Annotated in this window: 8 protein-coding genes; all 8 read left to right on the forward strand. The window is 41.4% G+C overall.

From position 1 onward, the window contains the following. Positions 1–28: 28 nt before the first annotated feature. The 8 genes from wecC to LC073_RS06485 all read left to right on the forward strand — a co-directional run bounded on the left by wecC (position 29) and on the right by LC073_RS06485 (position 13,149). On the forward strand, positions 29–1,315 hold the full coding sequence (gene wecC, locus LC073_RS06450) for a UDP-N-acetyl-D-mannosamine dehydrogenase (protein ID WP_226645143.1): 1,287 nt from the start codon (positions 29–31) through the stop codon (positions 1,313–1,315). Between the two features lie 68 nt (positions 1,316–1,383). Further along, positions 1,384–4,581 carry a glycosyltransferase gene (locus LC073_RS06455; protein ID WP_226645146.1) on the forward strand — a complete coding sequence of 1,066 codons (3,198 nt, stop codon included), beginning with the start codon at positions 1,384–1,386 and terminating at the stop codon, positions 4,579–4,581. Then, a complete protein-coding gene (locus LC073_RS06460) occupies positions 4,547–6,556 on the forward strand; it encodes a glycosyltransferase (RefSeq protein ID WP_226645151.1) in 2,010 nt (669 codons plus the stop codon). Before LC073_RS06455 ends, LC073_RS06460 begins: the two co-directional genes overlap by 35 nt. A 124-nt stretch (positions 6,557–6,680) precedes the next feature. Then, a complete protein-coding gene (locus tag LC073_RS06465) occupies positions 6,681–8,252 on the forward strand; it encodes a heparinase II/III family protein (RefSeq protein ID WP_226645155.1) in 1,572 nt (523 codons plus the stop codon). A gap of 15 nt (positions 8,253–8,267) precedes the next feature. Next, positions 8,268–9,014, forward strand: coding sequence for a sulfotransferase family protein (locus LC073_RS06470; RefSeq protein WP_226645158.1), 747 nt, complete (start codon positions 8,268–8,270; stop codon positions 9,012–9,014). A gap of 166 nt (positions 9,015–9,180) precedes the next feature. Further along, a complete protein-coding gene (locus LC073_RS06475) occupies positions 9,181–9,723 on the forward strand; it encodes a sulfotransferase family protein (RefSeq protein ID WP_226645161.1) in 543 nt (180 codons plus the stop codon). Positions 9,724–10,314: 591 nt separating this feature from the next. Further along, the gene (locus tag LC073_RS06480) at positions 10,315–11,949 is read left to right on the forward strand and encodes a hypothetical protein (protein ID WP_226645164.1); all 1,635 of its coding nucleotides are present in this window, start codon (positions 10,315–10,317) and stop codon (positions 11,947–11,949) included. Positions 11,950–12,465: 516 nt separating this feature from the next. Then, complete coding sequence (locus tag LC073_RS06485; RefSeq protein WP_226645169.1) at positions 12,466–13,149, forward strand: O-methyltransferase; 684 nt, start codon at positions 12,466–12,468, stop codon at positions 13,147–13,149. The last annotated feature ends 45 nt before the right edge of the window (positions 13,150–13,194 follow it).

Below are 13,194 nucleotides of genomic sequence, written 5' to 3' on the forward strand. Positions count from 1 at the left end.
AAACAGGAAGAATTTTATAGGGATATTTATGAAATTTGAAACTATTTCCGTTATTGGATTGGGCTATATTGGTCTGCCTACGGCTGCCGTGATTGCTTCAAGGCGCAAGAAAGTGATCGGTGTAGATGTAAACCAGTATGCCGTGGATACGATCAATAAGGGCAAGATCCACATTGTAGAGCCTGAACTGGATATGATCGTACACGCAGCGGTAACAGAAGGTTATCTACAGGCCACTACTAAGCCACAGCCGGCAGATGCGTTTATGATCGCTGTTCCCACACCCTTTATTTCCGACACCGAAGGCAAACACCACAAGGCGGATCTCAGTTATATTGAGGCGGCCTCCAAAGCGCTTGCTCCGGCGCTGAAAACTGGTGACTTGGTTGTGCTGGAGTCCACTTCGCCCGTGGGGGCGACAGAGAAAATGTCTGCATGGCTTGCAGAGGCCCGTCCGGACCTTACCTTTCCTCAGACTCATGGAGAAACCTCCGATATACGTATAGCCCACTGCCCGGAGCGGGTACTACCTGGGCATGTGGTTCGCGAGTTGGTGGAAAATGATCGCGTAATCGGTGGTATGACACCCAAGTGCTCTGAGGTAGCCAAGGCACTCTACCAGGTTTTTGTAGAAGGGGAATGCCTGGCAACTACTGCCAGAACCGCCGAATTGACCAAGCTTACCGAGAATAGTTTTCGGGATGTGAATATCGCCTTTGCTAATGAGCTGTCAGTTATCTGCAATAAGCTAGATATTAATGTCTGGGAGTTGATCTCCCTGGCGAACCGCCATCCACGTGTGAATATTCTCCAGCCGGGAGCGGGTGTTGGTGGCCACTGCATAGCTGTAGACCCATGGTTTATCGTTGATTCTTGTCCTGAGGAGGCGAGACTGATCCGCACCGCGCGTGAAGTCAACGACGACAAACCGCAATGGGTACTGAACCAAGTCAAAGAAGCTCTGGAGCGGCTGCATCAAGAAAACCCGGGCTATACCCCCCGTGACATTACTGTGGCCTGCCTGGGTATAGCATTCAAGCCGGATATTGATGATTTCAGGGAAAGTCCTGCACTTAGCATTGTAAATGCCGTTGCCGAGCTCGGCTGCCAGGTACAGATTGTGGAGCCCAATATTAAATCCCTGCCAGAAAATTTTGATTATAAAAATGTAGAGCTAGTCCCCATCGAAAAATCATTAATTGAAGCAGATGTCATTTGTGTGCTTGTAAGGCACAGCCCCTTTGTTGAGCTTGTTGAATTAGTGACAGCTAAAAATAATGTAATCGACGCCGTAGGTCTACTCAGTAATTTTTGAGAGAGTGGCTTCAACCGCTCACATCAAACTGTATTCATCATTTTGCGAACCGTTGGACAAAATTTTCTATGGATGTTTTATTAAAACATGCTGAAAAACTTGCAGATCACTCTTTAAATGGTGTGTATATCCCTATTCGTAGCCGTATAGCTTATATGGTTAGTCATGGGCAAAGTTATGCTAGTAATGGTTATGCAGTACGAACCCAGGGTATTGCCAAGGCACTGAAAAAGCACGCTTTAGACACGCTATGTTTTGTCCGTCCTGGGCGGCCTTGGGAGCTGGGGGCGAAGAAAAATGCCGTAGGGCCTGAAACCGTGGTCGATGGTGTGCGGTATATTCATAGCCGCTGGCCGAACGATCGAGCCCCGAAAGGAGAAAAGGCTCACCTGGAAGCTTGCGTGATGCGTTTTACTGAGTTATTTCAGATTTATCGTCCTTCGGCGGTATTAGCAGCCTCTGATTATATCGTAGGTCTGCCAGCATGGATTGCAGCAAAACGTCTTGGACTGCCCTTTTATAACGAAGTTAGAGGCTTCTGGGAGTTGTCTCGTGCGGCACGGGAGCCGGGTTTCGAGAATACTCCGACATTCAAAGTTGAAGCAGAGCGTGATGTTTTTGTCGGTAGGCAGGCTCGGAAAGTGTTTACCCTAAATCAGCCAATGAAGGATGAGCTGGCCAAGCGTGGTTTAGATACCGACAAGATCATTATTTTACCCAATGGGGTTAGAGAGCTACCAGAAATAAAGCATCCCGACCCGGTCCTAAGACAGGGACTGGGTATTGACTCAGACGACATAGTGCTGGGTTATGTAGGAAGCTTTAATCCCTATGAAGGGTTGGATACCCTCATTGATGCCTGTGACGAACTAAGTAGGCAGGGTGAGAAAATCAAATTGTTATTGGTCGGGGATGAGCAGCCGGTAAACGAAGCTGTAGATGCTCACAAGGTTTTGGCGGACAACCCCTGGTTGATTCAAGTGGGTCGTATTCCTCATGAGCAAGTAGCGGACTACTACGCACTGATTGATACGATAGTGATCCCACGTAAGAAGCTGCCAGTATGTGAATTGGTATCACCGATGAAGGCCGCCGAGGCATTGGCCTATGGAAAGGCGCTTGTAGTTTCGGACGTGGTGCCGCTAGTGGAATATGGAGTCAAGTATGATGACGTCGTACAATTTGAGGCAGGTAATGTGGGTAGCCTTGTCATAGCTATTAAAAATCAAATTTTGGAGGGGCGTAATCCGGGGTTGAATCAGGCATTTCATTTATCTGAAGATAGGATATCACTCTTATTCGAAGAGTTTACTAATAATAATGAAACAGAGAAACCTAAAACATATTCAACATCCTCCACTAATGATGTTTTTTCTTTCCACTTGAAGAAAGAAGTCACATGGAAGCGCTTTGATTTAAAGGGCGATAACCTTATAAGAATTTTTGGGAAAATTAAAGTCATAAATGGCGATGACAAAGCTGGTGTGGTTTTAGTAGAACTCTTCGATAAAAAAGGTAATAAGGTATCTCCAGATGAAGTAGGCTTGCCAAAATCTGAAGTATTTGGTGGGGGCTTCATGTACCTCAAGGATACAAAGGAAAATATAGACCAGCTTGCTTGCCTGCAAACAATGAGGGAAGTCGATTACTTAAGGCTAGGTTTTGTTATTTTCCATTGTATGGGAGATACAAAAATATCTGTCAGTGAATTGAGTGTTAATTCAAAAAAATTGAATCTTGAGAGCAGGAATAGTTTTCTCAAGGAAAATACAAATAAAAAAGCAAGGGATTTTAAAGTCGCTATTATTGCTGATGAATTTACATACAATAGTTTTTTAGAGGAATTTAAGGCGCTGCCTATAGAGCCAGATAATTGGCTTGAGGTTTTTGAAGCGGAAAGGCCGGATGTATTTTTCTGCGAATCAGCATGGACAGGAGCAGATTCAGTTAAGCGTCCATGGAAGGGGAGCATCTATGCAAGCATCAATTTTCGAGATGAAAACAGAAAGGTACTCTTTTCTATATTAGAGTATTGTAAGAAGGCTGCTATTCCTACTGTATTTTGGAACAAAGAAGATCCGACGCACCATGATGATCAAGTTCATAATTTTGTAGACACGGCAAAACGGTTTGATTTCGTTTTTACGACGGCATCTGAATGCATTGAAAGCTATAAAAGGAATCACGGAATAAAAAATGTGTTTTCATTGCCATTTGCGAGTAATCCAAAGCTGTTTAATCCAACTGAAGTGAGTGAGCGTTCAGATCATGTTGTTTTTGCCGGTAGTTGGTATGCTAATCATGAAAAGCGTAGTGGAGTCATGGAAGCGATGCTGGATAGATTGATTGACGATGGCTTTAAGCTGGATATTTACGATCGATTTCATGGTGCTGCTGATCCCTTGCATAAATGGCCAGAGAAGTACAATAAATTTTTGCTACCCTCCAAGCCACATAGTAAAATGCCTGGAGTTTATAAGTCTAGTATTTATGGATTAAATTTTAATACTGTTGTCGAATCTAAGACAATGTTTGCTAGGCGTGTTTTCGAATTAATGTCTAGCAATACTTTGGTGATCTCTAACCATTCAAAGGGAGTTGAAGATATGTTTGGGGAACTTGTGGTATACCCAGACATATATCCAGATCGCTTGAAGAAGCTTTCTAGAGAAGAAGTTAATGATTTACGTAATAGAGGATTACATAAGGTCCTTGGGGAGCATACTTATAGGCAGAGATGGAAGACAATACTGACAACCATTGGACTACCCTTTATTGATGAAGAAGTGACTTTGACGTTCATTGGTGTTGTAAAAAGAAAAGAGGAAGCCCTTTCTGCCATATCCTGGTATCAGCAATATGGCATAAAACTCAAAGGTTCTAAGCTTTTACTTGTTACTGACTCGTCCATGAATTCATTGGACATTGCAAATTTCTACCAAGACTATAATCGTTTTGGTATAACCGTGACTTCGTGTGCACACGCGGATAAATATGCAATTTCCGGTCGATATTGCCCTGTGCAGACATCTCATTTTATAACTTTAACTCCTGAAGTTTTTGAAAAGCCCATGAGAGTCGAAGAGGCACTACTTCATTTTCAGTACATGGATAATTATCCACTGGTGCTAGAGCGCTGCTTTGAGAACCGATATAAAGTAAAGGAAGTTGGAGGTGAGCGCACAATCTTAGATAAGTCTACCAATTTTATCAATTGGCTTTATTTGCATCGTGAATCCAAAAATTTTAAAGCTTACTTGGTATGAAATGATGCTAGTTTCCTTGATTATTCCTTGTTTTAACGCCATCGACAAAATCGGTCGATGCCTGGCATCATTAGAGCAAGTCCGTTTTATTGAAAATCAATATGAGGTCTTAATAATTGATGACTGTTCAAATGATGGTACTGATTCCTTTGTAAGGAAAGAGTGTTCGAAGAAGGATAATTGGCACTTCTTTCGGCTTGAAACAAATAGTGGCTCTCCTTCTATGCCCAGAAATATTGGGATAAAACATGCTCGAGGTAAGTACGTTTACTTTCTTGATTGTGATGACGAAATATTGCCTGATGCTCTGAATGATCTCTATAACTTGGCCGTGAAAGAGGATGCTTGCTTAGTGCGCTCTGCCCTGCTAGCTGATGATGGAAAAAATAGGATGTTGATGAATCAACTTCCTGACTGGAGTTTTGGTCTGACGCTAAAGCAACGCATTGAGATGATTATTTCTAAGCAAAGTACCGTAGTCACAAATTTTGTTAAGCGCGAATTGCTTGTAGAGAATAATATAAGGTGGCCTGAACATCTACGTATGGGTGAAGATACGGTCTTTCTAGCGGAGGTCATGGTTGCTGCGGAGCGAATAGAGTATCTTAATAAACCTACCTTTGTTTACTTCAAACTTCCGTCCTTAACACCTGCTAGCACACAGAGGTATGGTAAAAAAGAGCTTTCTGATCATTTAAATGTTTGGTCAAAAGCTCAGTTACTACTGAATAAGAAAGGTATAAACTATATCGAAAAACGAATTCATATAGGCCTAAAAGTTGCATTAGAGTTTTTAATATATCGTAATCGTGGTGATGTAGATCAGGAATCGTTTAATGCTTTGTTTGATTTTATTCGAGGCCATTGGTCTATTATCAAATCTATTTCACTTTCTAAGAGACTCAAGGAGCTGTTAAGTGCAGTTTATGAAGGCGATTACATTTCTTTTAGAGAACTGGCAAAACCTAGGTTACTCATAGCCGGTCATGATTTAAAATTTATCAGTGATGCATTTCCAGAACTGGAAAGATATTTTACTATTCGAACTGATGTGTGGTCAGGACATGCAATTCATGATGAAAAGAATAGTCAAGATTGCCTCGAGTGGGCCGATTATATTTGGTGTGAATGGCTGCTCGGCAATGCAGAATGGTACGCACGGCATAAGCAGCCATGTCAAAGGCTCGTGGTTAGAATGCACCGTATGGAACTTGGACGCGATCATGGAACAAGAATTGATATTAATAAAGTAGATGGAGTAATTGCCGTTTCAACCTTTTTCTTTGAACGGCTGCTTGAAAAGTTTCCAAATATTCCACGCGAAAAAGCGAAGCTAATTCATAATTATGTAAGAGTTGACGGTTATGACAAAACATGGCATGCAGATCGCCTGTTTACTGTAGGAATTATTGGGATTCTCCCCTGTCGTAAGGGCTTTAAAAGAGCTTTAGAAATTCTGAATAAGCTAAAACATATCGACGCCAGATTTAACTTGAAAGTATTTGGTAAGGTGGCTGAGGACTTGCATTGGGTTGCCAATAATTCTACAGAAATGAAATATTTTTCTGAATGTCGTGAATACATAGATAAGAATAACCTAAGTGAATCGGTAGATTTTGTTGGTCATGTTGATATAAAGACAGAATTAGCAAGGCATAGAGTTGGATATGTACTTTCAGTGAGTGATCCTGAATTTGACTTTCCTGGGCCCGAAAGCTTCCATCTAGCTGTTGCGGATGGGTTTTCAGCAGGATGTGTGTCGCTGTTGTTGCATTGGCAAGGTTGTGAATATATCTGGCCAAAATCAGCAATACTGGAGAGTGTAAATGAAATCGTCAATGAGATTCTTTATCTTAAAGAAAGTAAGGATGAATTTTTTAGGCGGGCTAGAGATGGAGAATCCTTCATAAAGAAATGGTATGATATCGATTGCTTCGTGGAGAAGGTGAAGGATTTGTTTTTAGAGCTCTCCTAGTGGGTTTTAGATTTCTTAACCATTGATATAGTTTTTATTCGTTAAGAGTTTTAATGGAGTATCGAAACCTTAATGGTATGTTTCGACAATAATAAAATTGTTGCTAGTTGAGTTTTGAAATATTATGGATCAATTATCTGATTGCTATAGTGCTGGCAGATTGCTTCAGGGTGCGACACCATACTCAAAAATTGATGTGTTGAGTGCGGCTGATAAAGCCTTAGACGGAATTATTATTTTACCAATTGTAGGAATAGTCAATGTTAATAAATCTGATGGAAGTATAGATTGGTTAAATAGTTTTGAAGACGAAGATGGTGGAAATAGCAAAAGACTATGGTTTCAATCTTTGGTCGTTGTGGACTATTTACTTAAAGCTTATGCGGTTTACGGTAACGATATTTACTGGAATAAAGCAGTTGAAATTTTTGAGGATTTCTTGAGCTGCCTGACCGCACTATCTGATGATGACAGTACCTTCTATCGTGATGAGCATGCTGTATCTAATAGAACCCTAGTGCTTTTGCAATTTTATCATTGCCTTACTAGGATCCCAGATCCGGGTAAATACTTTCGATTGCGAAAGAAAGTTTTGCAGTTAATTGAAGAGCATGCTAATTGGTTGAGTGATAATGAAAATTATGTTAGCAACAACCATGGTGTGATGATGGATCGTGTGTTACTTAAAGTATGCGATACTGTTAGCCATATGTTCCAAAATAGAATTGGTATTTGGGTTAAGACTGCAGAAGAGCGTCTGGAGGCTATGATTGACAGAACATTTGATAGTGATGGCTGCTGCAAAGAAAATAGTGCAGCTTATCATTTGTTGAATGTAGCGCTATTCCAATCATTAGTGCCACTTCTTAAAGATAATATCAAGTTAACTAAAAAACTAAATCTCGCTGAAGAAATTTCTTATTTATTCATCTATGAAGATGGAACAGTTCCCCTTGTAGGAGACTCAGAAGAAAAGCCGCCCGTCACTGTTCCTACATCTATTTATAAAGGCAAGATGGGTTATGGGGTTTTTCCAGAAGCCGGTTTTGCGATAATTAAAGATGAGAAATTGCATTTAACAGCCCGCTGTGGCGGTAGTGAGTTTTCTCATCGTCATATTGATGATACAAGTCTAACCCTAAGGTATCGAGGAGTACAGTTAATAACTGATCCTGGTATGTTTAGTTATGATTCGTCAAGCCCTCGTCGCCGGCATATGATTTCATGCTCTGGCCACAGTGGTTTTTATACGGAAGCCTGCAAAAAAGTAAAATTCAAAAATTTTGAATCTGCAGTTGATCTCGGAGAAATAAAAAGTTTAGAGGGTAGCTCCGGATTCAATATTTCCATGAAAAGTTATCTTGATAAAAATGCCATTATTTCTAGGAATGTTTTTTATGCAGGCACCGATTATATAGTCATCGAAGACTTTTTAGAAAGTTCGGTAAGCAATAAGTGGCAGCAACAATGGATGATACCCAGTGATTGTAAGGTTAAAATAAACAACTATGCATTGAGTATTGAATCTTCCGGAGTGAGTATAGGGTTAAGTTGGTATTCAAGTCGAGACTTTGAAATTGAAATCATTGATGCGTTGTCTTCAAGAAATTTTATGGATCTTGATGATTGCAAGTGCATTTTGATTAAAGGGTGTTCTAAAGATGTAAAACTTTTCACGATGCTAAGATTGCTGTAGTAAAGGAGTTTTTTAATGGCTGTTAGAGAGATATTTGAAAACAACAAACCAAGGAAGGACTTTGAGATTAGTACTCATATCTCCCTTAAAAATAAATATGTTTTTGTTCAGATAAGCAAAGCAGCTAGCAGTAATGTTAAATCATTAATTCAAGCTGCTGAATTTCATGGTACACCATGGAATGTTACCAATGTAAATGATAAATGGTATAGCCCACACATTTCGCCGTTTCAGATTTCTGATGAGTTTCTTGGGGAGATCTTTGAGAAGGGTTCAGATTTCAAAATTACAACTTTTGTTAGGAATCCATTTTCTAGACTTCTTTCCTGTTATCTACATCGAATTGTTGCCCAACCAGAATCGCCGAGTAATAAAGTACTAAAACGATTAACTGGTGGAAGGGGAGGGAGGGATGTTACCTTTAACGAGTTTATTGAAATTATTTGCAGTCAAAATTCTGTTGATCAAGAAGCTCACTGGAGATGTCAGAGTGACGATCTTGCAGTTGACCATATAAAATATGATTTTATAGGCAAACTAGAGAATATAGATCATGACCTAGGAGAGCTACTTTCTCTGATATATAACAAGGAGATTGCACATCAACTAATTAAAAAGGTTAAGTTAGACATGTCTCCTATGAAAACGAATTCCAGTGAGAGGTTGTTGGAGTATTATAGTGATAAATCAACAGTTGATTGTGTTTTGAATCGATACGAGAAAGATTTCTTACAATTTAATTACTCTATGCAATTAAATTAATAATTATTTTATTTTGATTGTAAGTTCAGGGTGGAATTCTATTTTTTGTGTGATTTGAGATTAATGTTTTTGTATGCCTGTATTTTATTCTGCGGTCGTCCGTCGATACTCATTGTGTGATACTAAAATATCTAATTTGTTCTATTAGTGCAATCGGGAAGAGCTAATGACTACTAAGGTTTTCTGTATTGGGTTCCATAAGACGGGTACATCGAGTCTTGCTGAAGCACTTAAAATGTTGGGTTATAAGGTAACTGGTCCCAATGGTGTAGGTGATCCAGATATTTCTAATAATGTTTACCGGATGGCCTTTCAGTTGGTTGATAAGTTTGATGCGTTTCAGGATAACCCATGGCCCTTATTATTTAAGATAATGGATGCAAAGTGTCCTGGAAGTAAATTTATATTAACCGTTAGGGAGCCTAGAGCCTGGATTGAAAGTGTTGTTAAGCATTTTGGTCGTCGAGAAACGCCAATGAGAAAATGGATATATGGACTCGGAATGCCGGAAGGTAATGAAGGTATTTATATGAAACGATATAATGCCCATAACAACGAGGTTTTAGACTATTTTGAGGCTCGGCCAAGGGACTTATTGATTATGGATCTTGCGAAGGGGAGTGGTTGGAAAGAGCTATGTGGTTTCTTAGAGAAGCAAATTCCTAACATTCCTTTCCCTCATGCAAATAAAGCGTTGGACAGATGTTAGGGCCGAATCCTGGCCTTGGCCATCAGCGAAGCTGTAGGTTACTCTGATGCAGTGGCGAAGGTGCTTTGGATCTGGGGTTAATAATGCAGGTAATTTTAATTATTGTGAGGGGGGTTGTCGTTCACCATGGTCATTAGAAATAATATCTTCTCATTATAATAAGGGCGCGTATTATGCTGGCGACAAAAAGGTAGTTCGCCAGGCTGGCGTTGACCACGTGATGGGAATATTGTTACGTAAGTATACGGAGCAGGGTGTGGACCCATTGGATTTGGAAGAAGCATGTGTAGTTTGTGATGAAGAAAACTTGGATGCATAACGTAACGTAGGAATGGCTATTATCTTGGTCGAATACAAGTTTGTTACGTTATTGGTTTAGCGCTACCTGCTTTTCTGAGGTATGCCGAGACTAGCGAATTTCCTTTTGGGGCGACAGATATCTGGTATTTATGTGTTTCTTTACTGCCTTGAATGACATTTAAATGGTTTTGGTGAATAACACATTCTTTTTTGTGTGAGTCTGCAGGACTTGTAAACAGCCGTATCTCACCCTTGCACTTCGGCATAGAATTTGGCGTCATAAGGTTCGAAATGAGTTATGCGAGATACCCGGTAATTAAGGTCTGCTCTGTTTTTTCAGGCAGCTTACCTGATCTATATTTTGATGGAGTTGCTTATGCGTCTGATTCGATAGTGCTCGGTATGGAGGGGCTGGATGACTTTTTGTCGAATAAACCTGAGTATAGCCTGGATCAGCTTCGTGAGGGGAGGTTCTGGCTCGTGTATAAAGTAGGCCATACTTTTAGGATATGCACGGATGATTGTGGGCAGGATGTGTTGTTTTATTATCATGTCGGAGATGTTTGGGCTTTCAGTAATAGTTTTTTGGCTCTAGTTGAGCACTTGACTTTGCATGGGGTTAGCCTGCATTTGGACCCTGGTGCCGCTGCATCTTTTTTCCTGCCGGGGGCATTTGGGGAAACTTTGATCTCGCAAAATACAGCTGTCCAGCAGGTCAAAGTATTGTCTAGAAGCTGCCAGATCCGAATATCCGCAGGTAAGTTCGCCATTGAAAAAAGATATTCTGCGCTTTCACCCTTAGCCTCCTCCCATAGGGATATGCCTGACTTGGATGTTTTGACACGGCATATAGATCGCTGGAAGAGCAGGTTAAAGGCTTTGGTCGAGAATTCTGGAGGGCGCGATTTTAGTATCGACATTTCGGGAGGTTCTGACTCAAGGTTGTTGTTGGCGCTGTTATTGAATTCCAGTGCGAATGTTTCGGGCGTGCACTTTGTTTCAAATGCAGCCCTTGAAGACGATTATCGGGTTGCTGGTTTACTGGCAAAAAAGTACGGTTTCTCTTTGGCCTCTGGTGTGAGCACTGCTGCCTACGGTGAGCGACTTTCAGCACTTGAGCAGTTTGAGCTGTATATATATGGGTGCTTAGGCGTTTATCACAAAGTGTATTTCCCTAGATTTCGGAATCGCCCCGGATCACTCCGCTTGCATGGAGGAGGAGGGGAGCTTATGCGGGAGTATTATCCTGGGGAGTTCATTTCTTTTATCGATCGGTACAAAAAATTTTTTCAGGATCAATCAGTTTTTTCACTAGTGAAAAGTAACTATAGGTCTTGTCTTGATGTTTTTGGGTACTCATCTGCGAATGATCACTATCTGGATTTCCGCTGCCGTTTTCACTTTGGGCGAAGCTGGTATAAAAGTAATGAGTCCAATCTAATTTCGCCTTTGATATCTTCGGATTTAATTCGGGAATTCGCTTCCTTATCTTCGGCTGCTCGATCAAAACGATATTTGCATCTTGCGTACTATTTATTGGTTGACCCTGAAATGCTTAGTGTGCCTTTCGATGAAACTGCGAAGTCATTTTCTGACGAAGATGTTAAGAGCATGTTGCTGTATATTTCGAAATGGCAATCAAAATCTCCCAAGATACCTGGTGAGGTGGACATTTTTATCGGTGGCTCGCGAGAACCAGTCTCATACCCTTGGGATAAAGGGGGAGCCAATGTAGATGATATTTTTCAAGTTGAACTGGAAAAGGCAAAGAACTCGAATTTTATAGATAAGTATTTTTCCACTGTGGCTCCAGGGTTTGTCACATCGTCCAATATGGAAGAGGATGCTCGTAAGCGTTATGGAAAGTTGAGCCATTTGATTCTTTTTAGCAAGCTCGAAAGTATGGGCGTTAATATGGTTTTATAACGAGTTTATATTAGTTGGTTTTTCGCTACCTGATATATGGTATTGAGATTTTGACTAGGTGTACATTGAAGGTATATCAAACTTCTGGCAGTCGCTATGTGGGCTTTCTGGAGATAGATGGTTTTGGTCGTTTTGCCGTTCGGCTGAAGTCAGTTTGGATGGTACCATGCGGTGAAAGAGATACGTGATTATTTTGCTTGGTGAACGCGGCTCGAATTTGAGTATTTTTACATGCCAATAAAGGAACTAAATCAATTGCAAGCTGAGCTGGTGATTAAGCCTGCATTCAAGTCCCTGGCCCAGCAGCCGTAGATGACGATGACTTTGGAAGTAACAGCTGGCCCCTCTATTATACACCTGCCGAGAACGGGGCGAGGCGGGCACTGCAGTGCCGAGTTGCTGGCGAAAAGTACGTCTTTTCATTGAACCAAAGTAACGAACACTACTGATCTAGGGAGCTTCGGAAGATATGGTCCTGGCAACAATATCTAGTTAAAAAAGTTGTGATCTCTAAATATGAAAAATAATGATGCAGATAGTGTGCGGTTGGCTGAACTGAAAAATTACAAGCAACTAGAGAGCCTGTTGTGGCTCTCCAGGGTAATGGGAACCAAACGTCGTCTTCCTCCGTTACGAGGATGGGCGGCGTCCCCGGATGTATTGCTGGAACTGCACGACTATATAACTTTGAATCGGCCAAAAATCGTTGTCGAGTTTGGTAGCGGTGCTTCCACTCTTGTCATTGCAGATGCGCTTCGCCAGAACGGTTTTGGCAAGCTTGTATCCTTCGATCACTCTACCTATTACGGTGAAAATACTCGTCGTACGCTTGAGCGGGAGAATCTGGATTATTGGGTCGATTTACGGATAGGTGCTCTGGAATCTTGGTCTGCCGGTCATCTCGCATCGGATGAAGACTCTGTGAGTTGGTATCCTGAGCAGTTGCTTGAGGGATTGGAAGCGATTGACCTTGTGTTTATCGATGGTCCGCCTGGGGCTACCTGCCAGTATGCCCGCTATCCTGCCGTCCCAGCCATCGTTGATCGCTTAAGTACCTCTGCCCAAGTGTGGATGGATGATACCATTCGCAAAGAAGAGCGTGACATCTGCGAGGCTTGGGCCGAGCAGTTTGGTTTTGACCTCGAGTATTTGAATTATGAGAAGGGGTTGGGGCGTCTGTCTCGCAAGTCTGCTGAGTGATTATTGCCTGGGCAAGACCGGGCTGATATTTCGATTGATTTTGAG

It is taken from the genome of Microbulbifer variabilis (assembly GCF_020524905.1).
Taxonomy (GTDB): Bacteria; Pseudomonadota; Gammaproteobacteria; order Pseudomonadales; family Cellvibrionaceae; genus Microbulbifer; species Microbulbifer variabilis_A.